We start from the raw sequence: 23,875 nt of genomic DNA, 5'->3' as shown, positions 1-23,875 counted from the left end.
GTTCGAGGCCGACGGCGGCACTGGCGGCGGCGAACTCGTAAGACTGCCGGTCGCGGACCTTCACGTAGCTCGAGCGGCGGGCGGCGGCGGATCCCGGGATTTCGATGGCGGTGATCATCTCGCCCGGTTCGATCGCGTGTTCCTTCTGAGGCGTGGTGCCGGGCAGCAGGAAAAAGTCGTCGACCAAGACGCGGCGTTCTCCGAGATGGACCACCGCATCGAAGGCGACCAGCGCGGTGGCGAGGTCGCCGGGATAGGTGGCGATGCAGGCCTCGCTGGTGCCGAGCACCGCATGGCCCCTGGTGACGCCGCCGATCGCCGAACAGCCGCTGCCGGGCTCGCGCTTGTTGCAGGCGGCAAAATTCGAGGGATCGCGGAAATAGGGGCAGCGTGTGCGCTGCATCAGATTGCCGCCGACGGTCGCCATGTTGCGGAGCTGCGCCGAAGCCGCCTGCCACAGCGCCTCCGAGACGGCGGGAAAGCCGCCCTTGATGCCGGCGTGGTCGGCGACATGGCTCATCCTGGCGAGCGCGCCGATGACGGCGCCGCGCTCGTCGATCTCGATGGTATCGAGCCCCTTGAGATGGCTGATGTCGACCAGGCTATCGGGCTCGGCGACGCCGCATTTGGCGAGGTCGATCAGCGTCGTGCCGCCGGCCAGCAGCATGGCGCCGGGCAGGGCGGCCGCTTGGCGTGCGGCGTCGACCGAGGCGGCGCGAAGATAGGAAAAATCCCTCATGACGCGGCCTCCAGCGCTGCCTGGCGCACGGCGGCGATGATGTGCGGATAGGCGCCGCAGCGGCAGAGATTGCCGGCCATGTATTCGCGGATCTCGTCATCGGAGCCGGCATGGCCTTCGCGGATGCAGGCGACCGCCGACATGATCTGGCCAGATGTGCAATAGCCGCACTGGAAGGCGTCCTGATCGAGGAAGGCAGCCTGCACGGGATGCAGTTCGCCCTCCCGTGCAAGCCCCTCTATGGTGGTGACGGTGCGGCCTTCGGCCTGTGCCGCCAGCGTCAGGCAAGCCAGCACGCGCTCGCCGTCGACATGCACCGTGCAGGCGCCGCACTGACCGTGGTCGCAGCCCTTCTTGGTGCCTGTCAGGCCGAGGCGGTCGCGCAAGGCGTCGAGCAGCGTGACGCGCGGTTCGAGGTCCAGCGTATGCGGCTGGCCGTTGATATCGAGATGGACGGGGATTGTGGTGTTCGTCATGGGCGTCTGGCTCCAGTTGCTTGACGCTGAGGGAAATGAAGTGGTGTCGGGGCGGGGAAGGGCAAGGCGCAATGTGGTCAGCTTGGCCGATCTCCCCCCGCGGGGGGAGATTACGCTCTTCGGCGCCTTCACCAATCCCTGACGAATATCGGCCTTGGCTTGCAAGCTTTCAGCACGTGACATACCGGTTCCCCTGATTATATGATAAAGGTGCTCCACTAAAGCGGAGGCGCCTCCGTTTATTACGTGGGGGCTGACCCGATGGGGTTCAAGCCCCATATTTCGACAGTGGAGAAAAAATTGGCCGCAGAGCCGTCCGCCATCCCCGACCAGAAGACCGCAGAGGCCAAGCCGTTGCGCGCCGACGCGCAGCGCAACCGCGACCGGCTGGTCGAGGTGGCGGCCTCGGTCTTCGCCGAGCGCGGGATCGATGCCTCGCTGGAGGAGATCGCGCGCCGCGCGGGCGTCGGCATCGGCACGCTCTACCGCCATTTCCCGACGCGCGAGCACCTGGTCGAGGTGGTCTACCGGCGCGAGGTGGAAGGGCTGTGCGCGGCCGCCGACGAACTGGCGACAAAGCATCCGTCCGACGTCGCGCTGGAAGAATGGATGCGGCGCTTCGTCGACTATATCGCCACCAAGCGAGGGCTTGCGACCAGCCTGCGCATCCTGTTGACTGCGAATGCCAATCTCTATTCCGACACGTCGGGTCGGGTCTCGGCGGCGTTGCGGCAATTGGTCGAGGCGGCGGTGGCCGAGGGCACCATCCGTGGCGATGTCGACGCGTCCGACGTGCTGCACGCGCTGGGCGGCATCTATTCGGCGCCCGACACCCCGGATTGGCGCGATCGCTCGCGCCGGCTGGTCCGGCTGCTGATGGACGGATTGCGGTTCGGCGCCGCCAAGGCTAGGTGAGGGCGACTGGAGACTGGCCTGCGGCTAGCGGGCACGTCCGCGATTTGGGGGCATCTTATGTATGTGGGCCGTTCCTACAAGGTGATGGATTTCGCGCTCTGGTCGCGGCGCAGCGTCATCTACATGGTGGTGGTGAGCGGACTGGCGGTGGCCGCCTACCGTTTTCCCGGACTTGCCGGGTTCTCGGTGCCGTGGTCTGTCGTGCTGGTGCTCGGCACCACGGTGTCACTGGTTGCGGGCTTCAAGAATTCGCAGGTGTTTACCCGCAGCGGTGAAGCGCTGCAGGCGTTTGCGCAAATCACGGCCAGCAGCCGGTTGTGGTCCAATTTCTGCAGGGACTTCACCGACGCCCCGACAGCGAAGCAACTCATCTATCGCCACATCGCCTGGATGACGGCGCTGCGTTTCGCGCTGCGGCGGCCGATGCCATGGGAATCCATGGCGCGGGCCGCCAATATCGAATACCGGCGGCGTTACCATGTCCAGGAGGATACGGGCTCGATCGCCGACGAATTGCGGCCGTTGCTGGCCGAGCAGACCGAGGGCGTCCTGAAATCGCCCCGCCCGGCGATCGCCTTGCTCGAAATGCAATCGGTGCAGGTCAACGGCTTGTTCAAGGATGCCAAGATTCCTCCGCAGATCTATGGCGAACTGACAAAACTCATCCGCGACTTCCACGACCAGCAGGCGCGCTGCGACCGCATCAAGAACAATCCCTATCCCCGCCAATACGCCATCGTCAGTTCCATGTTCGTCATGATCTTCTGCACGCTGTTGCCGTTCGGCGTCGTTCCGGTCTTCGCCGAGATGGGCAAATTCGGCGGGGCGCTGAGCTCGATCGCGATCTGGCTGACGATCCCGTTCAGCACGCTGCTGGGCTGGGCATACATGTCGCTCGACCAGGTCGGCGAGAGCAGCGCCAACCCTTTCGAGGGCAACGCCAACGATGTGCCGATCTCGCAGATCTGCCGCGACATCGAGATCGAGATGCGGACCGGGCTCGGCGAGGTCGACCTTCCCGCGCCATTGCTGCCTGTCAACGACATCGCGACGTAAACGCCAGCGCGCTTGGCGGTGATGAGCAGGGCGAACGGCCGGCTTCATTGCGCCTGGGCGGCGCGCCGCTCCGCCGTCGAAGCGTCAGGTCTTTTCGGGCGTGCACCAGGGGCAGCCCTTGGCGGGTTGCGAGGGCTCGTCGCCGCGCCGTGTCGGCTCCGCCTCGATCGGCTCCCGTGTGTCGGGACCGTGCGTCTCACTCGTCCGTGTCATGGTTCTTCTCCTTGGTGGGTTGCATCGGCGATTCAAACTGGTTGCGCAATGCTCTGTTTTTGCAGAGTTTTCTCCAAGCGCTTTGCTTTCTCCCGGCCCGCCTGCCTGTTGGAAATCACGCGCAGCCAAGGCGCCAGATGGAAGGCGCTCATCAGCAGGTACATGGCCGGCATGCCGGTGAGCGGCGAAGAAGTGCCCATGCACAGCATCGCCGCATCGCCGCCGAAGATGCCGGCCAGCAGCGCCATCAGGGCGAAGGTCGGCGCTGCGGCGAGGCCCAGCCAGTCGGCGATGCCGAGGCGGGCCGCGTCCTGATCGGGACAGGGAAGGGCGTCTGTATGGATGTCGCTCATGTCTTTCTCCTCGGTTGCGCATTGGCGCGAGCCCGGAAAGCAGCAGCAATCCTGGGAAAGCTGCCGCCTTGCGAAGAGCGTCCGGCTGCGCTTGCGTCGAGCCGGCGCTCTAGCCAGGCTCTACTGGGCGTCCTTGTTGCGGAACGCCGCCTCGCCGGCAGCAGACACTTCGTCCCATTTCCTGTCCGGCGCGGTGTCGGCGTCGTAGTTGTCGCTCCAGTTCCACCATTTGTAGGTCGGGGTCTGCGGATAGCCTTCGGGCGAGTCCTCCCAGACCTCCTGGCGGCCGAGCGGCGTGGCGTCGAGGTAGCTCCAGACGGTGCCCATCGCCTCGTCGCCGCGGTTGTTGATCAGATAAGTGCGGAAGATGCGGTCCCCGTCGCGGATGAAGACGTTGTGGCCGTGCCATTCGTCGACGCCGAAGTCTTTGTCGAAGCTGTCGGTGATGGTGTACCAGGGCATTGCCCAGCCCATCCGCTTCTTCAGCCGCGCAATGTCGGCCTGCGGCGCACGCGAGGCGTAGGCCAGCGTGGTGTCACGGGCGTTGAGATGAGCGAGGTTGGAGACCTGGTCGGCGCCCAGCGAGCAGCCGCGGCAGGCGTGATCGGGCCAACCATACACACCCGGCTCGAAGAAGGCGCGGTAGACGATCAGCTGGCGGCGGCCCTCGAACAGGTCGAGCAGGCTCGCTTTTCCGTTGGGGCCTTCGAACGTGTAATCCTTCTCGACGGCCATCCACGGCATGCGCCGGCGCTCGGCGGCCAGTGCGTCCTTGGCGCGGAGCGTCGCCTTCTCCTTTACGAGCAACTGCTGGCGCGCCGCCTCCCATGCTTGCTGGGAAACGATCGGCGGTGTGTGCATTTGCTTGGTCATGGCTTTTGCCTCGCTGTTCCGGTTTGATGTGACGCGACTGACATAGCGCCGGACAGCGGGATGGTGAGAGTTACAAGTGTGGCGGGATTCGCCGTGGCGGGATTTTTTTGATGGATTCGCTGATCACGGCCGCGGGGCTGTTGCTGGCGGCGGGTGACCCGCTCGGCGCGCTCGACCGCGTGGCGTTGCGCGAGGACGCGCCGGCGCTGGCGCTGCGCGGCATCGCCATGGCGCAGCTCGGCGATCTCGACCGGGCCAGGGCTCTGCTGCGGCGGGCGGGGCGCACCTTCGGGCCGAGGGAAGCGGTGGCGCGCGCCAGATGCGTCATCGCCGAAGCCGAGATCGCGCTGGTTTCGCGCGACCTCGGCTGGCCGGCCAAGGCGCTCGACGCGGCGCGGGCGACGCTGGAAAAGCAAGGCGACCGGCTGAACGCCGCGCATGCGCGGCACCTGGAAGTGCGATTCCTGTTGCTGATCGGCCGTCTCGACGAGGCCGAGCAGGTGCTGGCCGGGCTCGATGCGACGCCGTTTCCGCCGGCTTCGCGGGCCGCGCACGAGCTGGTCGTCGCCGGCATCGCCATGCGGCGCCTCAGGACGAAGACCGCGCGCGCGGCACTCGAGCGGGCCCGCCACGCCGCATGGCGGGCCGGCATTCCCGGACTGATGGCCGAGGTCGACAGCGCGTTCCGGGTGCTGGCAACCCCGGCGGCGCGGCTGATCGCGAACGGCCAGGAGCATCCGCTGCTGCTCGAGGAAGTCGAGACCTTGCAGGCATCGGAAGCGCTGGTGGTCGACGGTCTTCGTTATGCCGTGCGCAGACAGGAGGCGCGGGCCTCTCTGGCGACGCGCCCGGTGCTGTTTGCGCTGGCGCGCGCGTTGGCCGAGGCCTGGCCCGGCGACATGCCGCGTGCGGCGCTCATCGCCAGGGCCTTCGGCGGCAGGCACGCCGATGAATCGCATCGCGCCCGGCTGCGGGTCGAGATCGGCCGGCTGCGCGCCGAGCTGCGCGGGCTGGCCGACATCCAGGCGACGAAGCGCGGTTTTTCGCTGGCGCCGAAACGGGGCGGCGAAGTGGTGGTGCTGGCGCGGCCTCTCGAGGAGCGGCATGCGGCAGTGCTCGCCTTCCTCGCCGACGGCGAAGCCTGGTCGAGCTCGGCACTGGCGCTGGCGCTCGCATCCAGCCAGCGCAGCGTGCAGCGCGCGCTGGAGCAGCTTGCCGAGACCGGCAAGGTGCAATGGTTCGGCCACGGCCGGGCGCGCCGCTGGATGACGCCGCCGGTGGCGGGTTTCACGACCACCTTGTTACTCCCGGCGCCGTTGCCGAACGGCTAGGAATGGATCACACGATCAAGGGTGAGGATGAAGACATGAAACATGCGGCGGCCGAAATCCTGCGTGAATACGGCCCCTTTGCGGGCGTGGACAGCGTGCATGGGGTGAGCTTCGATGGGCAGAACGTCTGGTTTGCCTCGGGCAAGGGGCTCACCGCCTTCGACCCGGAGAGCGGGCAGGCGGTGCGCTCGATCGATGTCGCCGCGCATGCCGGGACGGCCTATGATGGCCAGTACCTCTACCAGCTCGCCAAGGACCGGATCCAGAAGATCGATCCCGGCACCGGCGCGGTGCTGTCCACCATTCCGGCGCCCGGCGGCGGCGGCGATTCCGGCCTCACCTGGGCCGAGGGCACGTTGTGGGTGGGGCAGAACCGCCAGCGCAAGATCCACCAGATCGACCCTGAGACCGGGGCGATCCTGCGCGTCATCGAATCCAACCGCTTCGTCACCGGCGTGACCTGGGTCGATGGCGAGCTGTGGCACGGCACCTGGGAAGGCGACCAGAGCGATGTGCGGCGCGTCGACCCGGAGAACGGAGACGTGCTGGAACGGCTCGACATGCCGCCCGGCAAGGGCGTGTCGGGGCTCGAATCCGACGGCGGCGACCGCTTCTTCTGCGGCGGCGGCCCGGGCGGCGTGGTGAGGACCGTGCGCCGACCGAAATGAGGGCTGATCTTTGCGGTGAGCTCACGTGCCGACGCCTGCGGACAAGCGACAGGAGCATCGTCTGTGTCGATCACAGATTCGGCAATTTGTCCGCCGCCGGCTGGCCGTTGCCCGATGCCGGGCCTAGATAGGCTGGACCATCTTCGCAGAGGACCAGACCATGCCTGAACAGATTTCGTTGAACGACGGCTCGACCATTCCCCGGCTCGGCCTTGGCGTGTGGCAAGTCGATCCCGCTATCACCGCCAAGGTGGTGGGTTGGGGGATCAAGGCCGGCTACAGGCTGATCGACACCGCCGAAGGCTACCAGAACGAGAAGGGCGTCGGGGAGGCGATCCGGAGCGCGGGCGTGCCGAGAGGCGAGCTGTTCATCACCTCGAAGCTGCGCAACGGCGCGCACCAGCGCGATGCCGCATTGCGCGCCTTCGACGATACGATGGACAAGCTCGGCATCGAACAGATCGACCTGTTCCTCATCCACTGGCCGGTGCCCAGCCAGGACAAATATGTCGAGGCCTGGCAGACATTGATCGAGCTGCAGAAAGCCGGCCGGATCAAATCGGTCGGCGTGTCGAATTTCAACCGGGATCACCTGGAGCGCATCATCGGCGAAACCGGCGTCACGCCAGCCGTCAACCAGATCGAGCTGCATCCGCGTTTCCAGCAGCGCGAGATCAGGGAATTCCATGCCCGGCACAACATCCACACCGAAAGCTGGAGCCCGCTCGGCAGCGGCAGGCTGCTCAGCGACGCGACCATAGCAGGCATCGCCGCAAAGCACGGCAAGTCCGCGGCGCAGACGATGATCCGCTGGCACCTCCAGGAAGGGCTGATCGTCATCCCGAAATCGGTTCACCAGGACCGCATATCGGCCAATTTCGACGTCTTCGATTTCGAACTGGACGCGCAGGACCTGAAGGCCATCCGCGGCATGGATTCAACCGATGGCCGCGTCGGGCCGAACCCTGCGACGGCGGCGTTCTTGTTTTGAGGCCACCAACGTTTTTACTCTACGGCGCCCCCCTCTGTCCTGCCGGACATCTCCCCCACGAGGGGGGAGATCGGCTGTCGTGAATGCTTTCGCCAATTTTCAACTTTGAAAAATGTGGCGCTGGAGCCAAAGCTGCCAATCTCCCCCCTTGTGGGGGAGATGCCCGGCAGGGCAGAGGGGGGCGCTGTCCCGCCAGCCTGTCAGGGCGCGTCTGCCAAACCAGCCGCGATAACGATATGCTGGCAGACATTGTCTATGTCGCGGATGACATCGTCATTCCAGAAGCGCAAGACGATCCAGCCATCCTGTTCCAAGCGTTTGGTTCTGGCCTCGTCAGCATTGGCAAGACCCGGGTCGCCATGTTGTGAACCGTCGACCTCTGCAATCAGCTTTTTCTCCGGGCAGGCGAAGTCTACGATGTAGCCGGCGATGGGGAATTGCCTGCGAAAGCCCAGGCCCATCAGCCTATGCGCACGCAGCTCGTTCCAGAGCTTTAGTTCGGCATCGGTCATGATCCTGCGCATCGATTTCGCGTTAGCGCGGTGTCTTGGGGGCAAGGGTGTGTGTGGCATGGTGTGAGAGGCTTGATGCTGAAGTTGGTCACCAACGTTTTTACTCTACGGCGCCCCCCTCTGTCCTGCCGGACATCTCCCCCACAAGGGGGGAGATTGGCAGCTTTGGCTCCGGCGCTACATTCTTCAACGTTGAAGATTGGCGAAAGCATTCGCGACAGCCGATCTCCCCCCTTGTGGGGAGATGCCCGGCAGGGCAGAGGGGGCTGTCCCGCCGGCGTCTCAGGAGATCAGCAGCTTCAGTGCCTCAAATCCCCGAGCCGTCCAGCTGCTGGGCGTCGTCGCCTTCCCAGGGCGAGGGCATGGAGGCGCGGGCGAGGTTGGCCGAGGGCATCGGCATCCAGCATTTCAGCTCCGGCTCGGCATATTCGACGATGCGGCCGGGCGAGGAGTCCGACGCGCGCCAGCCTTCTTCGCCGAACTGGTCGCCATCCGACCAATAGGCGAGGTCGACTTCCGCCGGCCCCTGCTCGGACGGCCGGACCGTGACGAGGATCCGGCTGCCGTCCTTGGGCGCGCTTGACATGTGGCGCCAGCGGTCGGGCTCATCCATCGCTCATCCTCCTCGAGATCCATTGCCATGCTTCGAGAGGGATAGTCGCCTCGCGTCCGGAAGCGGTCAACCCGGACTTTTCGCAAACCGGTCCTTGCGGTCGCGACCGCATTGTCGGATTCGATCGGCGCTATCCGTCCTTGGCGTGCATGCCGCAACAAGGAGCGAGGCGATGGCGAGTGACAAGGTCGGGCCGAAACCGCACGGGGCGGACGCGGAGATGAAACTGTTCTTCAGCCGCAACCCCAATCCGCGCCTGGGAGTCGCGGTGGCTCGTCACCTCGGGGCGAAAGTCGCGTTCGAATTCGCTTCGCCCATGGCGCCGGGGCAGGCGGAGCGGTTCCGTCCGCTCAATCCCAATCTTTCCCTGCCCTTGCTGGCCTGGCCTGGAGGGAGCCTCTGGGAAGCGGACGCCATAGCCTGCCGGCTTTCGCGCGACCTGGGTTCGGATTTCTGGCGCGCGGGCGACGGCGAACCCGAGATGATCCGTTGGCTGAGCTGGGGCAAGGAGGAGTTCGTCAGGGCCTGCGACATCGTGCATTTCGAGCGCGGCACCAAGCAGCGCTATGGCATCGGGCCGATCGACGCGGAAAAGGTCGCGGAGGGACTGGAACAGTTCCACAGGACGGCGCCGATCCTCGAGGCGGCACTTGGCCGGCGGCCATGGCTGGCCGGGACTTCGGTCTCCTATGCCGATTTCCGCATGGCGACGTTCCTACCCTTCAACGACGCCGCCCGCTTGCCGCTCGGCGACTATCCCCAAATCGAGCGCTGGTATCGCCGGCTCGAAGAGATCGAGGCCTGGCGCGATCCGTTCCAGGGGCTGGACGCGCCCGCATTGGCCCCGGTCCCCGGACGGTGATGCCCGCGTGAGACGACGCGGGAGCGGTCGACCAGGCTTCAGGGCTTGAATCGCGATTCCGCTTCAACTGCTTGTTTTCACGTGCATCCGAAACGATTGCGCGCTTGTCATGCGATCGTTCAGCCCGCCGGATGTTGCATCAGGCAGGCAGCATTCGCACAACTGTGCGCAACGCCCAACTGGCGGCCATCGGCGCTCGACGCTTTGCAATCGGATTGATAAGTCCCTCTGCGAAGGAGCGGCTGAGTCTGACATGACCGTTGCGATCGAGATGGGACAGACGACCGCCGGCGCGCCGGCGGCGCTGGACCTTGAGGAACTGCTGGCGACGCGGCTTTTGGTGCAGGGCAATTCGGGCTCCGGCAAATCTCATTTGTTGCGCCGGCTGCTGGAGCAGAGCGCGCCCTGGGTGCAGCAGACCATCATCGACCCCGAAGGCGACTTCGTGTCGCTGGGCGAACGCTTCGGCCATCTGGTGATCGATGCCGAGGAACATACCGAGCGCGGGTTGCAGAGCGCCGGCGAGCGGGCGCGCATCCACCGCGTCTCCACGGTGCTCAATCTCGAAGGGCTCGACGCCGAGAACCAGATGCGGCGCGCCGCCGCCTTCCTCGGCGGGCTGTTCGAGGTGGCGCGCGACCATTGGTATCCCATGCTGGTGGTGGTGGACGAGGCGCAGCTTTTCGCGCCGGCGGTGGCCGGCGAAGTTTCCGACGAAGCGAGAAAGCTTTCGCTCGGCGCCATGACCAATCTGATGTGCCGCGGCCGCAAGCGCGGGCTTGCCGGCATCATCGCCACGCAGCGACTGGCCAAGCTTGCCAAGAACGTCGCGGCCGAGGCGTCCAATTTCCTGATGGGCCGCACCTTCCTCGACATCGACATGGCGCGCGCGGCCGATCTGCTTGGCATGGAGCGGCGGCAGGCGGAGGCTTTTCGCGACCTGGAGCGCGGGCATTTCATGGCGCTGGGCCCGGCGCTGTCGCGCCGCCCGCTCGGCCTGCGCATCGGGCCGACGGATACCAGCCCGCGCAACGGCACGCCGCGCCTGATGCCGTTGCCGGAAGCGGCATTGGAGGATGCCCGCGCGATCATCCTGGCGGCACCGCCGCCGGAGGCCGCGCGGCCGCAGCGGCGGATGACATCGCCGGACCTGCTCGACCAATTGATGGCGGCGAAGTCGGCGGCGCTGGAGATCCGCCCCGAACCGGCCGAGCCGGCGCCCAGCGCCGAGGACCTGGCGGAGCGGCGCGAGCGGATGGACCGCATCCTGCGCGCCATCCTGGCGGAGCCCGATGCGGGCTTCCGCGTCATCGGCGTGCTCTACCAGGAGTTCGTGGTGCGCTGCCGCATCGAGGGACTGGCCTCGGTCGTGCCCGATCTGCAGGAGTTTCGCCGCATGCTGACGCGCGCCCGCGCCGGCGTCGGCTCCGATATGGCCGAGGACGATGCGTGGCGCGACGTCTCCGTGCGCGCTTCGCTGCTACCCGAGGACATGCAGGGCGTGTTCATGATGATCGCCCGCGCGGCCAAGGAAGGCTGGCCTTGCCCGAGCGACGCCGCGATCGCCCGCGCCTATGGCTCGCACTCCATGCGCCGCGCCCGGCGCCTGCTCACCTACATCGAAGAGCAGGGCCTGATCGTGTGCCAGCTCGACGGTACCGGCCGGCGCACCGTCACGCTGGTGGAACTCGCCTGGGCGACGGCGCCGGGCGACCCAAATGCGGCGCCGGGCGACCGCAACGCGGCGCCGGGCGATCCCAATACCGAGGAGACGGAGCAGGGTAGCCTGGCGCTGTGATCAATGCATGCGCGCGGCACGGTTGCGGTTTTCCACTGGAACATAACGAGAACATGTGATACTCTATCGCATCGGTGAGTCTTGCGCGGTACGGTCGAGGGCGATGGGAAAAGTTTCACAGATTCGCGGGTCGAAATTGCCTGCCGTCTTGCGCTCGGTGGCTGATGCATTGCGAGTGGCGCGCGCGGAGCTGTCGAAGGCTCGCCTGCTGGCGCGCGCATGGTGCGAGACGATCGATGAATGCGACCGCGAAACCTATGCGGTTTCGCTGACCCGGCGCGCGCTGGAGGCCTTGTCGGCGGCCCTCGGCATTTCCCCGGCGATCTGCCCCTCGCTCGCCTTCGATACGGAGGCGCTGGACGAGCCGGCTTCCGCGCTTGCGCACAGCATCGGGGAGACCGCCGCGCGGCTGCCGATCCTCGAAGCGCTGCATCTCGTCACCAGCCTCTATCCGGTCCTGCTGCCGACCAGGGAGCGCGGTGAGCGCGGTGCCTTCTACACGCCGCCGGCGCTGGTCAATCGCCTGCTCGACCAGGCCGAGGAAGAGGGCCTGGACTGGCGCAGCGCACGGGTTCTCGATCCCGCCGCCGGCGGTGGGACGTTTCTGTTTCATGCCGCGCACCGCATGATCGCCGCGCTCGGCGATTGCGAGCCAGCCTTCGCGCTCAGCCATGTCGGCACCAGGCTTGCCGGTTTCGAGCTCGATCCCCTCGCGGCGCGGCTGGCGCAAGGCGCCCTGGAGATCGCGCTCGCCGATATCGCGACCAGGGCCGGGCGCGCCGCCCCCGCCATCGTGACGGCCTGCAACACGCTTGAAGCCGATCCGGAACCCGTCTTCGATCTCGTCGTCGGCAATCCGCCCTATGGGCGGGTCTCGCTGCCGTCGCGATTGCGCGAGCGCTATGCGCGCGGCCTCTACGGGCACGCCAATCTCTACGGCGTTTTCACCGACGCCGCGCTGCGCTGGACCAAGCCTGGCGGCCTCATCGCCTTCCTGACGCCGACAAGCTTTCTCGGCGGCCAATACTACTCGGCGCTGCGCAGCCTTCTGGCCAAGGAGGCGCCGCCCGTCGCGATCGACTTCGTGCATGCGCGGCGCGGCGTTTTCGAGGATGTGCTGCAAGAGACGCTGCTTGCCGTCTACGTCAACGGCGCGGAGCCGCGGCGCGCGCAGATCCACTATCTGACCGTCGCCTCCGAGACCGAGGCCGGGATTGCCCGCAACGGCACGATAGGCTTGCCATCGGACCACGCCATGCCTTGGCTTGCGCCGCGCACGCCGGAGCACAGCCGGCTCATCGCCCGGGCCGAGACGATGACGCATCGCCTCGTCGACTGGGGCTATGGGGTTTCGACCGGCCCGCTGGTCTGGAACCGCTTCAAGGGTCAATTGCGCGATCGCGCCGGCGGCAAGGGGGTGCATCCGTTGATCTGGGCCGAAGCCGTGACCGCCGACGGCCAGTTCGCCTATCGCGCGCGCAAGAAGAACCACGCTCCCTACTTCAAGCTGGAGGCCGGCGACGGCTGGCTGCTTGTCGAGGCGCCCTGCATCCTCGTCCAGCGCACCACCGCCAAGGAACAGGCCCGGCGCCTGATTGCCGCCGAACTTCGCCAGGAATTCATCGATGCGCATGGCGGCGTCGTCGTCGAAAACCATCTCAACATGGTCCGCGCGACCGGCAGCGCGAAGGTGCCGGCAGCGGTCGTGGCGGCGCTTTTGAACAGCCGCGTCGTCGATGATCTTTTCCGCTGCATCAGCGGCAGCGTCGCCGTTTCCGCCTTCGAGCTGGAAGCGCTGCCGCTGCCGCCGCCCAAGAGCACCAGCACGTTGGCGAAGCTCGTCGCAGCCGGTGCGACGCGCGAAAAGATCGAGGCGGAATGCAGCCGCCTCTACGGTGAGCCTGCATGACGGCACGGCCGCCCTATGCGACGCGCGATCTTGTCGCCGGGCGCTTGCCGCTGATCTTTCCGGAAGGCACGCCGAACCGCATCTATTGCATCCGCGAACTTGCCGCCAGCACCGTGTTCGCCGCTCTCTACATCGGCGCCGTCGAGGGTTCGGGGCGATTCCTGGGCCCTGTCCATGTTTATCGCATGACCCGCGAGCAGGCGGCGCTGGCGGACGATGCAGATCGGGATGCCTACGCCGCAACTGTCCTGCGCAAGAACGGCGCCGTCGCGGGATCACGCTGGTACGCGGACAATACGCGCGAGCCCATCCGCGACGAGACGCTGCGGGACGGGCTGGTGGCGATCGGCGCGGTGCTGCGTCGCGAGGATCTGCCGACGACTTCAGGCCAGCCCCGCTATGCGCTGAGGGCGGCATTTGCAGCCCTGTTCGACCCGGCGCTGGAAGGCGAGGCGCTGGAAACCGCCATCGCGGACTTCCAGGAAACGCATCTCAGCAAGGGCGCGCTGGCCCGCGTGACCATCATGCGCGCCGGCGCTGTCGCCAACACCGCCGGCATCCGCGTCACGTTTCCGAACGGCGACACCAGGCTTTTGGCGCCGGGACCGAGTTCGGTCATCGCGCAAGCCGTCATCGAGGTGTTCGCCAAACGGTTTCTCGCCGCCCCTGCCATGTTGTGGCTGAGCGAGAGCGGCAACAAGGTGGTCCTGCGCGACGACGCCATCGCCAGTGCGATCGGCCTCAAGATCGAGGCCGACAGGAACTTGCCCGACATCATCCTCGCCGATCTCGGCCGCAAGGAGCCGTTGATCCTGTTCGTGGAAGTGGTGGCGACCGATGGCGCGATCACGGATCGCCGGCGCGATGCCCTCCATGCTGTCACGGACGCGGCCGGTTTCGACCGAAAACAGATCGCGTTCCTGACCGCCTACCAGGATCGCCAGTCCGCCGGCTTCAAGAAGACCGTCGCGCAGCTTGCCTGGGGCTCGTTCGCCTGGTTCGTCTCCGAACCCGGCCAACTCCTCGTGCTTCATGACGGCGCGGCCGACGGGCGTCCATTCGGCAGCTTGCCTTGGACAGTGATGTAATAACGCTTCCCCAGCGTCACTAGGACAGCCGGTCGATACACGGATTATCCGGTGTTGCGCTCCGTTGGCGGCCTAGCCTGCTATGTTTAATGTTGGAGTTATTGTATAGGAATAAGGTCTGGCGAATAGCACTTCGTTTGTTGGGAACGAGTAGCATTTCGTTTGATGGCGAGGGGAGCGCCAAACGATGAAGTTCAACTTCGATGGACCTCCGGTGGATGAATCCGAGGCTGACATCCCGCTCGCCTGCCAGCGCCAATTGTTGCCTCTCGTGGGCGAAATCGTCGAGGCGGCTGTCGCGGCCGGCTGGGACAAGGATGATGTGCTTCTGGCTTTTGTGGAACTCGCGTGGGATCTTTACGAAAAAGGTCGCGGGGACCCGCAATAGACGGCCGTGAACGACTGGCTCCGCGCCGCGCCGTTGCGTGCCACTGATGCCGAACAACGCTGTCGAACCACAGGGCCGACACAGCCTCGCATGTGAACTCTTTCTTCGTGACCGATGCGTTGCCGGCTTACGCCCGGGCCGACGAATCCTGAAGCGAAGATCCGTCAAGGCTCTTCGCTATTGACAGAAATGCTGCTGAACTTCCTTCGACGGTCAGTTCTTCTTTCTTATCTCGAATAAAGAATTTTCTTTGCGCGTGGAAGTTCTTTTCAATTCGAGGCGTGTGCGTTACGTTGATTCCGGGTCAGGGGAAGGGGATACCAAGCGGCGGTAAGCCGGCTGAGGCAACACGTATGAAACATGCGGGCGGGGCTCGGGAAAGCGGCGATTCCCAGGGCGTCGATCAAGAGCGGACAGCTCGATACGTCCTGGATATCATTCCGGAAAGTGCTGGTCCCAGAAGAGCCACCGCCCGCGGAAGCGTCATCTATTCCGTCCGCAGTCCGGGATCGCAGAAATTCCTGGCCAGGGAGCATTCCACGGGGATTGTGCTGAGGCCGGCACGCAAGCTGAGAGCCTCGCTCGGCAGTGACAGGATCACGCAGTACGATGCGCCGGTCGGCTGTCTCGTCGTCAATCCGGCGGGCGTCGACAGCACGCTGGCCTGGTCGCAGACCAGGGAGAACGCCGTCGTTTCGATCTCTCCCGAAGCGCTGTCCGAGCTGGCGGCCCATGAGTTCGACCTCCCGGACGTCAAGCTCGAGCCGCCCGCGTTCGGCACGGTTGACCTGAGGGCGCTCAACATAGCCCGGATGATCGTTGCCGAAGTGACCGACAGGCTGCCGCCGAACGAGCTCTATCTGGACTCGCTGCTGACGGTGTTCGGGGTGCATCTGCTGCGCGGTTATACGGGTCGCAAGAGGCAGGCCGCGTCGCCCAAAGGCGGGCTCTCCGCCGTTGGCGCCCGACGCGTGCGAGAGTATCTCGACCAGAACTTCGTGCGGAAAGTCATGGTCGCCGAGCTCGCGTCGGTCGCGGGGGTGTCACCAAATCATTTCATCGCAAGGTTCGCCGGGACATTCGGCATGCCGCCGCATCGGTATCTGATCAACTTGCGTCTCGACCTCGCGGAAAAGCTGCTGGCCGGCGGAGAGTTGCCGATTGCCGAAGTCGCCTACCTTGCCGGATTTTCGGATCAGAGCCACCTGGCCGCGACCATGAAGAGATACAGGGGAAGAACGCCAGGCAGACTGGTGACGCTTTCCGCAGGAATTGAAAGCCCGACCATGGCAAAGTAGCAACAGCTGCCGGCCAGCGAGCCAAGACCGGAATTTCCTACAAGGCTTCCGGAGTTTTTCAAAATACGTCCGTCACCACCTGTGCCCCAAGCTTTGCTGGAGTCATTTGGAATGCCATTCGGTTCGCGCATTGCTTGCCATCCGGCCGGATCGATCACATGAGCGGGGCTGGCGATGCGGGCCCGCTTCGATCAATCACGAATTGTTTTTCGGGGGAACGGGGAGGGAGGCCTCGGGTTGAAGTTCATCTTGGAAATATCGGGAGGCCGAAAAATGCCGGGCGCTGATGGTCCCCCCGGATCGGTTTCCGGAGCCAATTCGGCCCGGCAGCCGCTGCTCAACGTGAAGGGCGGGCTTTCCGCCCGCAGTGCGCGCAAGGTGCAGGAGTTCCTGAACGAGAACTTCTCGCGCAAGCTGGCGCTTGCCGAAATGGCCGCCGTCTGCGGATTTTCATCGTACCACTTCGTGCGCGCCTTCTCCAGGACGTTCGGCATGCCGCCGCATCAATATGTTCTCGATCTCAGGCTGGACTTCGCGGAAAGACTTCTTGCCGACAGCCGCATGACCATCGCCGACATCGCCCATCTCAGCGGGTTTTCGAGCCAGAGCCACTTCACCACCATGATGAAGAAATATCGGCAGATGACGCCGATGCAGGCGCGGGCGGCCAAGTTTAACGCAAAGATTAGATGAAGCCGCGCTCTCGTCATTATTTGATTACTTGATTTTAAAGCAGTTGCTAAGGTAACGAGCCGTTAACCTCCGCGTATATGCTCGTATCTTTTCTCACGAGACAGCAATTTCGTGAAATACCGCGAAGGGGAATCATGTCTTCCTGCTGTGGAGTGGAAGTGTCAGACATTTCGTGCCGGCCAGCGGAGAGGGAACCATGACCGACAATCATATTTCGGGCGGCCATATTTCGGGCGGCTCGCTCCTTGTTCAGCGCCGTGCGGCGCATTTCGCCAGTCACTGGATCGCGAATGGCGATCCTCGGTCCCGTTCGGCCCGGCGCCGCTTGATGGCGGTCCTGCGCATGGCGCATCGTGCGCTGGGCATGGGGCGCAAGCGCTTGGGGCTGGGAACGCTGGGCGTCGGCGGGGCGCTCGGGACAGCCGTGACGCTGGGCGCCTTCGCGATCGGCATGGCCGCGACGCCGGCTCAGGCGCAATATCAGGCCGGCGGCGGTTCGGCGACCGCTCCCGAGGCCATCGCGGTCGGAAACGGCTCAAACGCCAGCCTTAACTGGGCCATAGCGCTCGGCTTCCAGGCCCAATCGACGGCGCAATACGGCGTCGCCATTGGTCGCACCGCGTCGGCCACGGGCACCGGCGGCGCAGTGGCGATCGGCTCCGGTACGATTTCAAACAATATCAACACGGTAGCGATCGGCGTCGCCGCGGGTGCCACTGGGGCCGGGGCCAGCGCGCTGGGCACCAACGCCCAAGCTTCGGGAGGGAACTCCACCGCAGTCGGTGTCAGCGCCACGGCCAGCAACAACTATGCGTTCGCCGCTGGCTACGGATCCGTAGCCAGCGGGCTGCGCAGCACTGCGATTGGGCAGTTCGCAGGGGCGTCCGGGCTGGATGCTGTTGCACAAGGCACCAGCACCGTTGCGAACAGCCAAAATGCCGTCGCCGTCGGCTTCCAGTCGACCGCAACCGCGATAAACGCCGTCTATCTCGGCTCGCGCACCGCTGCCGGGACGGGAGCCTTGGCCCAGAGCGCCATTGCTATCGGTACGGACGTGACGGCGTCTCAGGTCGACACCACCGCAATCGGACGCCAAAGCAAGGCAACGGGAACGGGCGCCACGGCGATGGGTAAGAACGCCAGCGCCTGGGGCAACCAGTCCATTGCATTCGGTGTGGGCGCGCAGGCAGGCGTGCAGGCCGACACGGCCGTGCCCAACAGCATCGCCATCGGCACCAGCGCGCTTGCGAATAAGAACAACGCGATGGCGCTCGGCACGCTGGCCAATGCCACGGAGGACGGTGCCATCGCCATGGGCTCCTCTACCAACGCGACAGCCACGCAGGCCGTGGCGCTTGGCGTTTCCGTCAACGCCACTGGCGCCGGCGCCACCGTGGTGGGCAGCGCAGGCTCCACTGCGTCCGGCGCCTACTCCATTGTGGTAGGCGCCACCAGTACCGCGAGCGGAGCCAATTCCATCGCCATCGGCCCCTCGACCAACGCGACGGCGGCTAACACCATCGCCTTGGGCGCCAGCGCCAAGGCGGATTCCGCCGAAGCGGTCGCCATGGGCACCAATGCGGTAGCGACCGGCGGCAAGGCCGTCTCCATCGGCTCCGGCAACACCGCCTTTGGCGACGGCGCGGTCTCGATCGGCGACCCGAGCTATGCCAGCGGCACCGGCGCCTTCACCGGCGGCGCCAACAACATCGCCAACAGCGACGGCACGGCGACCGCCACCGCGGCCAACATGGCCAACGGCGCCGTCGCGATCGGCAACAGCAACAAGGCGATCGGGCAAGGTTCCGTGGCGCTGGGCAACGGCTCGACGGCGGGCGCCGCCGGTCTTGCGGGCAATGTCGCGATTGGCGATGGCGCGACGGCGGCGGCAAGCTCCGGCGACGTGGCGCTCGGTTCGGGCTCGGTGACCACCACGGCGGTCGGCACGGCCAGCGGGGTGGTCAACGGCACCACCTACGCCTTCCAGGGCACCAACCCGACCTCGACGGTCAGCATCGGCGCGGCCGGCGCGGAACGCACCATCACCAACCTGGCGGCTGGGCGGATCAGCGCGCTCTCGACCGACGCCATCAACGGCTCGCAGCTCTTCGCCACCAACCAGGCGGTCGATGCCATCGGCGCCGTCGTCAACAACATCAATGTCGGCGGCGGCATCAAGTATTTCCATGCCAACTCGACGCTGGCGGATTCGCAGGCGCTGGGAGCCGATTCCGTCGCTGTCGGCCCGAATGCGGTCGCCAACAATGCCGGCGATGTCGCGATCGGCCTGAATTCGACGTCGGGCGCCACGACCAATGTCGGCGGCACGACGATCGGCGGCGTCAACTATACCTTCGCCGGCGGCACGCCGGCGGGCGCCTTCTCGGTCGGCTCGGCCGGCGCCGAGCGCCAGATCCAGAACGTCGCGGCCGGACAGTTGAACGGCGGTTCGACCGATGCCGTCAACGGCTCGCAGCTCTTCGCCACCAACCAGCAGGTGACCCAGAACACGACCGACATTGCCAATATCGGCGCTGGCGTGACCAATCTCGGCAACACGATCAACAACATCACCGGCGACACGTCGACCGTCTTCACCGACGCCAATGGCGAAGGCATCCGCTATGCCCGCACCAACGAGTTCGGGCTGGCGCAGACCGATTCCTTCGCCCAAGGCGTCGGTTCCACGGCGGTCGGCTACAATGCGACCGCGACCGGCGTCAGCGCGCTGGCGCTCGGCCGCGACAGCAATGCCAGCATCGACGGCGGCGTGGCGCTCGGCTCGGGTTCGCTCTCCGATCGTCCGATCGCTCCGGCTACCGGGCAACTGCCCGCCGGCCCATCCAACTTCATCCAGTACAACACCACCGACAAGGCGCTGCTCGGCGCCGTTTCGGTCGGCAACGCCACCTCCTACCGGCAGATCACCAATGTCGCCGACGGCACGCAGGACCAGGACGCGGTGACGGTGCGCCAGCTCGCGGGCGCCATCGCCGCCGTGTCGGCCACCTCGACCAAGTATTTCCATGCCAATTCGGTGGCGGCCGACTCGCTGGCGGTCGGCGCGGAATCGGTCGCGGTCGGTCCGACCACGGTCGTCAACGGCGATAACGGCATCGGCATCGGTAACGGCGCCATCGTCGACCAGACGGCGCCCGGCGGAACCGCCATCGGCCAGAACGCCCATGTGATGCTGGCGGACGGCCTGGCCTTCGGCACCAATTCGCTCGCCTCCGGCATCCAGTCGGTGGCGCTCGGCGCCGGCGCGCAAAGCACCTTCATCAACAGCGTGGCGCTGGGCGCGCAGTCCATCACCTCGGTCGGCGCGCAGGCCGGCTACGCGGCCTTTGCCCTGACCGCCCCGCAGACCTCGGTGGGCGAGGTGTCGATCGGCGACGCCGGAGCTGAACGCAAGCTCACCAATGTCGCGGCGGGCTCGGCCGACACCGACGGCGTCAACGTCTCGCAGCTGCGCGGCGTGTCGCAAAACGTGACCAACCTGTTCGGCGGCACCACCACGCTCAACCCCGACGGCTCGATCACCGGGCCGACCTACACCGTCCAGGGCAACACCTACACGACCGTCTATGACGGGCTCACGGCGGTCGACAATGCCTTGACCACCATCAGCAATGGCGGCGGCATCAAGTACTTCCACGCCAATTCGTCGCTGGCCGACAGTATCGCCGGCGGCACCGACGCCGTGGCGATCGGACCCGAAAGCGTGGCGAGCGGCAACGACAGCCTGGCCGCCGGCCATGGCTCTACCGCTACCGGGACGGGCGCCGTCGCGCTCGGCCAGGGCGCGCAGGCCAACAACGCCAACGATGTGGCGCTCGGCTCCGGCTCGGTGACGCAGAGCGCCGTCGGCACCTCCAGCACCGTCATCAACGGCAAGACCTATGCCTTTGCCGGCACGACGCCGACCGGAACAGTCAGCGTCGGCGATGCCGGCGCGGAGAGGACGATCACCAATGTCGCTGCCGGACGGATCGCCGCCGACAGCACCGACGCGATCAACGGTTCGCAGCTCTTCGCCTCCAACCAGGCGATCGAGGCCCTGCAAACGGGCGTCGGAAATCTCAACCAGAATGCGGTGACCTATGACACGCAGGGCGGCGCCAAGACGAACACCATCACGCTGCAAGGCGGCGACGTCAACGCGCCGGTCGTCATCTCCAATGTCGGACCCGGCGTCGCCGGCACCGACGCGGTCAATGTCAACCAGCTGACCAAGGGCCTGGACACCGCCATCAGCACATCCAACAGCTATACCGACAAGGTGGCGGCCACGACCCTGCAACAGGCCAACGACTATACCGACCAGAAACTCGGCCAGCTGAATTCGGACATCAGCGGCATCCGCGACGAAGCCCGGCAAGCGGCGGCAATCGGCCTCGCCGCCGCCTCGCTGCGCTACGACGACCGTCCCGGAAAGCTGAGCGTCGCGGCGGGCGGCGGCTTCTGGCGGGATGCCAGCGCCTTTGCCTTCGGCGCGGGCTACACCAGCGAGGACGGCCGCATCCGCGGCAATGTCTCGGGCACGGCGGCGGGCGGAAATGTCGGTGTCGGCGCCGGCCTGAGCTTCACGTTGAACTGAGGCGGGAATGAACGGGGCAACCAGCCGTCATGCCCGGCTTTTCCTCCTGACCTGCCTGGCGCTTGCCGGCGGCCTGTCCTTGGCCGCCGGGCCAGCCGCCGCGCAAGCGACCGCGCCCTACAGGATCAAGCCGTCCGACGTGGCGGTGCCGCCGGATGTGAAGCTGGGCCAATACCAGCGCACCATCCGGCCCTTCGAGAACTGGACGCTGATCTGCGACGAGAACCTCAAGGCGCGCAAGAAGGTCTGCAATGTCTCGCAGGTGATCGAGGACGGGGCCGGCAGGATGGCCTTCAGCTGGTCGCTCGCGGCCACGCAGGACGGCAAGCCCTACATGATCCTGCGCACCGCGCCGAACGCCAAAAGCGACGGCCTGGTGTCGCTGAAGTTCGACGGGCGCGACCCGATCGACGTCCACTTGAACGGCTGCAACGAAGTGGTCTGCGTCGGCATGCTGCCGGTGGGGCCCGTCATGCGCCAGCAGATAGTGCAGAAAGCGACGCCGGCCATCTCCTACCCGACCGTCGACGGCCAGACGATTACCGTGACCGCAACGCTCAAGGGGCTGTCCGAGGCCCTTGCGCCAATCAAATAACCGAGGCAGCACCGTGAGCCAGCAAGACCCGTCCATCTCCCCAGCGCGCGGCCCGAGCGTGGAGCCGGACCGCAAGAGGATCGTCGAGCCCGATCGCAAGAGGGGCGCCGAGCCGCAGCGGCGGTGGCCGCGCGTCCTGGGCTTCTCGCTGCTGGGGCTGGCCATGATCGGCATCGGCTTCGCTGCCGCCAACTATGCCGCGATCGCCGGTCTCGTCGGCACCCCGACGGCCGCACAGGCCGGGATCGCGCCGCCCGCATTGCCGGACTCGCCCTTCCTCGAACATGTCAAACAGGCCGGGGTGCAGGCCTGCTCGACGATCTTTCCTGTGCTCGGACAGGTGCTGACGACGGGTTCTAAATACAGCGTCAAATCCTTGTGGAACGACCAGGCCGCCGACAAGCACGCCGTGCAGGCCCTCGTCGGCATGGATTATGCGACGGAAAAATACAGCGGACCGGCCGCCGGCGTGGTTTTCGCATCGCCCACCGCTTCCGGCTGCGAAGGCGCGATGGTGCGGGTGGCGCCGTTCGCCAGCCCGTGTTCGGAGATCCCGTCCGTTCTTCCGCAAGGCAGCAAGATCACCGACCATCTCGGCCAGGTCGAAGTGTACGAGCTGGGCGGCAATTCGGGCGAAGCGCTTCTGCTGCCGACCGGCAATAGCTGCGTGGTGATTTCCATCGCGTCGGCGTCGAAGTGAGACAACGGGATAGGCGAATGGGCGAGGGCTCCTGGAAAGGATTGCAGACCATGAAATCGCGACGTCTGGCAGCTTTGTGCATGGCCCTGCTGTGGAGCGGGCAGGTTGTCTCGGCCGACCTTGTGGCGCCGCCGGAGCCGGAGCCGAAGGAGGAAAAAGGCATCTGGGGGGCGATCGCCTATTCCAGCATCGATACCAAGCACGGCTTCTTCTGGGGCGCCGACAAGCGCCAGGAGGCGAAGGACGCCGCGATGAAATATTGCGAGAACGCCGGCGGCAAGGGCTGCACTGTTGTCACGGTGTTCCGCAATCATCGCCATTGGACAGACGACGACGAGACGGGCTTTCCCTACAAGCACTGCGGCGCCCTGGCCGTGGCTAAGGAGAAGCAGAGCGACCGGCTGACGCCGTGGGGCGCGAACTCCGCCGAGACCCGCAAAGACGCGGAAGATCTCGCTCTGCATGCCTGCGAGGCGGCGGGAACCGAATGCAAGGTCCGCGAGTGGGTCTGTACCTGAAGCGCGCCGCGCTCACACGGCGCGCTTTGGAATTGCTTTTGCACGCTGCGTGAGGCAGATGACCATGCCCGCGGCCCCGAAAATCCCATCCGGTTTTCGGGGCCATGCGCGTGAACCCCGAAAGAGAAAGTCGCCATCGTTGTTTGACAGATTTGTTCTTCTGAAGGCGGCCGCAATCTGCGCGGTGGCCCTGGCTGCATCGAGTGCCTGTGCGCAACAACAGCAGGCGGCCACGCTTCCAAACGGCGCGTCGTCGCTCCAGGAGACCTATCAGGACTGGAGCCTGGCCTGCACCATCCAGGACAATGCACGCGCCTGCTCGGTTTCGCAGGACCAGACGCAGAAGAACGGCCAGAGGCTGCTGGCCGTGGAGTTGCGCGCGGGGCCGAAGGGTGGATTGACCGGAACCCTGCTTCTGCCTTTCGGCATCCTGTTCGACCCAGGCGTGACGATCCAGGTCGACGACCAGCCGCCCCTCGGCCAGTTGCGGTTCCGCACCTGCCTGCCGAACGGATGCGTGGCGCAGTTTCCGATCGACCGGGCGCTGGCGCAGAAGCTGAAGGCGGGCGGCGTATTGACGCTCAACGTCGTCACCGACGCCGAGACCAAGCTCAACTTCCCCGTCTCCCTGAAAGGCCTCGGCGCCGCCCTCGACCGCGTCGCGGCGCTGAGCGGGCGCTGAGGCG

Annotated in this window: 24 protein-coding genes; 17 read left to right on the top strand and 7 right to left on the bottom strand. The window is 66.0% G+C overall.

Annotated elements, in window-relative coordinates; genetic code table 11:
• Positions 1-739 (bottom strand): FAD binding domain-containing protein (locus LB545_RS26250; RefSeq protein ID WP_224706060.1); only part of this gene is annotated, 739 nt, incomplete at its 3' end.
• The gene (locus tag LB545_RS26245; protein ID WP_140516079.1) at positions 736-1,215 is read right to left on the bottom strand and encodes a (2Fe-2S)-binding protein; all 480 of its coding nucleotides are present in this window, start codon (positions 1,213-1,215) and stop codon (positions 736-738) included. The genes LB545_RS26250 and LB545_RS26245, both read right to left, overlap by 4 nt.
• 300 nt (positions 1,216-1,515) lie before the next feature.
• Between LB545_RS26245 and LB545_RS26240 the strand changes: the two genes are divergently transcribed.
• Both LB545_RS26240 and LB545_RS26235 read left to right on the top strand, forming a co-directional pair.
• The gene (locus LB545_RS26240; RefSeq protein ID WP_140521466.1) at positions 1,516-2,130 is read left to right on the top strand and encodes a TetR/AcrR family transcriptional regulator; all 615 of its coding nucleotides are present in this window, start codon (positions 1,516-1,518) and stop codon (positions 2,128-2,130) included.
• Between the two features lie 57 nt (positions 2,131-2,187).
• Positions 2,188-3,186, top strand: a complete 999-nt coding sequence (locus tag LB545_RS26235) for a bestrophin family protein (RefSeq protein ID WP_140521467.1) — start codon at positions 2,188-2,190, stop codon at positions 3,184-3,186.
• Positions 3,187-3,270: 84 nt separating this feature from the next.
• Here the strand turns inward: LB545_RS26235 and LB545_RS30905 are convergent, their stop codons facing one another.
• The 3 genes from LB545_RS30905 to LB545_RS26225 all read right to left on the bottom strand — a co-directional run bounded on the left by LB545_RS30905 (position 3,271) and on the right by LB545_RS26225 (position 4,625).
• Positions 3,271-3,399, bottom strand: a complete 129-nt coding sequence (locus tag LB545_RS30905; RefSeq protein ID WP_263483591.1) for a hypothetical protein — start codon at positions 3,397-3,399, stop codon at positions 3,271-3,273.
• A 32-nt stretch (positions 3,400-3,431) separates the two neighbouring features.
• On the bottom strand, positions 3,432-3,752 hold the full coding sequence (locus LB545_RS26230; RefSeq protein ID WP_140521468.1) for a hypothetical protein: 321 nt from the start codon (positions 3,750-3,752) through the stop codon (positions 3,432-3,434).
• Positions 3,753-3,872: 120 nt separating this feature from the next.
• Positions 3,873-4,625, bottom strand: a complete 753-nt coding sequence (locus LB545_RS26225) for a DUF899 domain-containing protein (RefSeq protein ID WP_140521469.1) — start codon at positions 4,623-4,625, stop codon at positions 3,873-3,875.
• 110 nt (positions 4,626-4,735) lie between these two features.
• Here LB545_RS26225 and LB545_RS26220 point away from each other — a divergent pair, with 110 nt between their 5' ends.
• The 3 genes from LB545_RS26220 to LB545_RS26210 all read left to right on the top strand — a co-directional run bounded on the left by LB545_RS26220 (position 4,736) and on the right by LB545_RS26210 (position 7,615).
• Positions 4,736-5,956: a helix-turn-helix domain-containing protein gene (locus LB545_RS26220; RefSeq protein WP_140521470.1), complete on the top strand. Its 1,221-nt coding sequence runs from the start codon at positions 4,736-4,738 to the stop codon at positions 5,954-5,956.
• 35 nt (positions 5,957-5,991) lie between these two features.
• The gene (locus tag LB545_RS26215; RefSeq protein WP_140521471.1) at positions 5,992-6,624 is read left to right on the top strand and encodes a glutamine cyclotransferase; all 633 of its coding nucleotides are present in this window, start codon (positions 5,992-5,994) and stop codon (positions 6,622-6,624) included.
• A 160-nt stretch (positions 6,625-6,784) separates the two neighbouring features.
• A complete protein-coding gene (locus LB545_RS26210) occupies positions 6,785-7,615 on the top strand; it encodes an aldo/keto reductase (RefSeq protein WP_140521472.1) in 831 nt (276 codons plus the stop codon).
• Between the two features lie 200 nt (positions 7,616-7,815).
• Here the strand turns inward: LB545_RS26210 and LB545_RS26200 are convergent, their stop codons facing one another.
• On the bottom strand, positions 7,816-8,187 hold the full coding sequence (locus LB545_RS26200; protein WP_140521473.1) for an endonuclease domain-containing protein: 372 nt from the start codon (positions 8,185-8,187) through the stop codon (positions 7,816-7,818).
• A gap of 247 nt (positions 8,188-8,434) precedes the next feature.
• On the bottom strand, positions 8,435-8,740 hold the full coding sequence (locus tag LB545_RS26195; RefSeq protein WP_140500102.1) for a hypothetical protein: 306 nt from the start codon (positions 8,738-8,740) through the stop codon (positions 8,435-8,437).
• Between the two features lie 220 nt (positions 8,741-8,960).
• Between LB545_RS26195 and LB545_RS26190 the strand changes: the two genes are divergently transcribed.
• The 12 genes from LB545_RS26190 to LB545_RS26135 all read left to right on the top strand — a co-directional run bounded on the left by LB545_RS26190 (position 8,961) and on the right by LB545_RS26135 (position 23,871).
• Entirely contained in the window at positions 8,961-9,602 is a 642-nt protein-coding gene (locus LB545_RS26190) for a glutathione S-transferase family protein (RefSeq protein ID WP_140521589.1), read from the top strand.
• A gap of 253 nt (positions 9,603-9,855) precedes the next feature.
• Positions 9,856-11,400, top strand: coding sequence for an ATP-binding protein (locus tag LB545_RS26185; RefSeq protein WP_224655998.1), 1,545 nt, complete (start codon positions 9,856-9,858; stop codon positions 11,398-11,400).
• Between the two features lie 136 nt (positions 11,401-11,536).
• On the top strand, positions 11,537-13,309 hold the full coding sequence (locus LB545_RS26180; protein ID WP_224706059.1) for a class I SAM-dependent DNA methyltransferase: 1,773 nt from the start codon (positions 11,537-11,539) through the stop codon (positions 13,307-13,309).
• Complete coding sequence (locus LB545_RS26175; RefSeq protein ID WP_140500097.1) at positions 13,306-14,397, top strand: BsuBI/PstI family type II restriction endonuclease; 1,092 nt, start codon at positions 13,306-13,308, stop codon at positions 14,395-14,397. The genes LB545_RS26180 and LB545_RS26175 overlap by 4 nt, the downstream gene beginning before the upstream one ends.
• 187 nt (positions 14,398-14,584) lie before the next feature.
• Entirely contained in the window at positions 14,585-14,785 is a 201-nt protein-coding gene (locus LB545_RS26170) for a hypothetical protein (RefSeq protein WP_140500096.1), read from the top strand.
• A 548-nt stretch (positions 14,786-15,333) separates the two neighbouring features.
• Positions 15,334-16,083 (top strand): helix-turn-helix domain-containing protein, encoded by a 750-nt coding sequence (locus LB545_RS26165; protein ID WP_224706058.1) that lies wholly within the window; start codon positions 15,334-15,336, stop codon positions 16,081-16,083.
• A 273-nt stretch (positions 16,084-16,356) separates the two neighbouring features.
• Entirely contained in the window at positions 16,357-16,776 is a 420-nt protein-coding gene (locus tag LB545_RS26160) for an AraC family transcriptional regulator (RefSeq protein ID WP_224519119.1), read from the top strand.
• A 196-nt stretch (positions 16,777-16,972) separates the two neighbouring features.
• Positions 16,973-21,376 carry a YadA-like family protein gene (locus LB545_RS26155; RefSeq protein WP_140671004.1) on the top strand — a complete coding sequence of 1,468 codons (4,404 nt, stop codon included), beginning with the start codon at positions 16,973-16,975 and terminating at the stop codon, positions 21,374-21,376.
• A 7-nt stretch (positions 21,377-21,383) separates the two neighbouring features.
• Positions 21,384-21,971, top strand: coding sequence for an invasion associated locus B family protein (locus LB545_RS26150; RefSeq protein ID WP_140500091.1), 588 nt, complete (start codon positions 21,384-21,386; stop codon positions 21,969-21,971).
• Positions 21,972-21,984: 13 nt separating this feature from the next.
• The gene (locus LB545_RS26145; protein ID WP_181174394.1) at positions 21,985-22,671 is read left to right on the top strand and encodes a hypothetical protein; all 687 of its coding nucleotides are present in this window, start codon (positions 21,985-21,987) and stop codon (positions 22,669-22,671) included.
• Between the two features lie 50 nt (positions 22,672-22,721).
• Positions 22,722-23,189, top strand: a complete 468-nt coding sequence (locus LB545_RS26140; protein ID WP_140663690.1) for a DUF4189 domain-containing protein — start codon at positions 22,722-22,724, stop codon at positions 23,187-23,189.
• A gap of 58 nt (positions 23,190-23,247) precedes the next feature.
• On the top strand, positions 23,248-23,871 hold the full coding sequence (locus LB545_RS26135) for an invasion associated locus B family protein (RefSeq protein ID WP_224706057.1): 624 nt from the start codon (positions 23,248-23,250) through the stop codon (positions 23,869-23,871).
• Positions 23,872-23,875 lie beyond the last annotated feature (4 nt).

The organism is Mesorhizobium sp. BR1-1-6, assembly GCF_020165355.1.
Taxonomy (GTDB): Bacteria; Pseudomonadota; Alphaproteobacteria; order Rhizobiales; family Rhizobiaceae; genus Mesorhizobium.
The sequence above is the reverse complement of the archived record's forward strand: the minus strand, read 5'-3'. Positions and strand labels throughout refer to the sequence as shown.

Bases quoted from the DNA above. Each gene is read 5' to 3' on its own strand.
- LB545_RS26215 (WP_140521471.1), top strand. From the start codon at position 5,992: ATGAAACATGCGGCGGCCGAAATCCTGCGTGAATACGGCCCCTTTGCG.
- LB545_RS26230 (WP_140521468.1), bottom strand. From the start codon at position 3,752: ATGAGCGACATCCATACAGACGCCCTTCCCTGTCCCGATCAGGACGCG.
- LB545_RS30905 (WP_263483591.1), bottom strand. From the start codon at position 3,399: ATGACACGGACGAGTGAGACGCACGGTCCCGACACACGGGAGCCGATC.
- LB545_RS26245 (WP_140516079.1), bottom strand. From the start codon at position 1,215: ATGACGAACACCACAATCCCCGTCCATCTCGATATCAACGGCCAGCCG.
- LB545_RS26225 (WP_140521469.1), bottom strand. From the start codon at position 4,625: ATGACCAAGCAAATGCACACACCGCCGATCGTTTCCCAGCAAGCATGG.
- LB545_RS26190 (WP_140521589.1), top strand. From the start codon at position 8,961: ATGAAACTGTTCTTCAGCCGCAACCCCAATCCGCGCCTGGGAGTCGCG.
- LB545_RS26200 (WP_140521473.1), bottom strand. From the start codon at position 8,187: ATGCCACACACACCCTTGCCCCCAAGACACCGCGCTAACGCGAAATCG.
- LB545_RS26170 (WP_140500096.1), top strand. From the start codon at position 14,585: ATGAAGTTCAACTTCGATGGACCTCCGGTGGATGAATCCGAGGCTGAC.
- LB545_RS26135 (WP_224706057.1), top strand. From the start codon at position 23,248: ATGACCATGCCCGCGGCCCCGAAAATCCCATCCGGTTTTCGGGGCCAT.
- LB545_RS26195 (WP_140500102.1), bottom strand. From the start codon at position 8,740: ATGGATGAGCCCGACCGCTGGCGCCACATGTCAAGCGCGCCCAAGGAC.
- LB545_RS26155 (WP_140671004.1), top strand. From the start codon at position 16,973: ATGACCGACAATCATATTTCGGGCGGCCATATTTCGGGCGGCTCGCTC.
- LB545_RS26185 (WP_224655998.1), top strand. From the start codon at position 9,856: ATGACCGTTGCGATCGAGATGGGACAGACGACCGCCGGCGCGCCGGCG.
- LB545_RS26235 (WP_140521467.1), top strand. From the start codon at position 2,188: ATGTATGTGGGCCGTTCCTACAAGGTGATGGATTTCGCGCTCTGGTCG.
- LB545_RS26140 (WP_140663690.1), top strand. From the start codon at position 22,722: ATGAAATCGCGACGTCTGGCAGCTTTGTGCATGGCCCTGCTGTGGAGC.
- LB545_RS26160 (WP_224519119.1), top strand. From the start codon at position 16,357: ATGCCGGGCGCTGATGGTCCCCCCGGATCGGTTTCCGGAGCCAATTCG.
- LB545_RS26150 (WP_140500091.1), top strand. From the start codon at position 21,384: ATGAACGGGGCAACCAGCCGTCATGCCCGGCTTTTCCTCCTGACCTGC.
- LB545_RS26175 (WP_140500097.1), top strand. From the start codon at position 13,306: ATGACGGCACGGCCGCCCTATGCGACGCGCGATCTTGTCGCCGGGCGC.
- LB545_RS26220 (WP_140521470.1), top strand. From the start codon at position 4,736: ATGGATTCGCTGATCACGGCCGCGGGGCTGTTGCTGGCGGCGGGTGAC.
- LB545_RS26210 (WP_140521472.1), top strand. From the start codon at position 6,785: ATGCCTGAACAGATTTCGTTGAACGACGGCTCGACCATTCCCCGGCTC.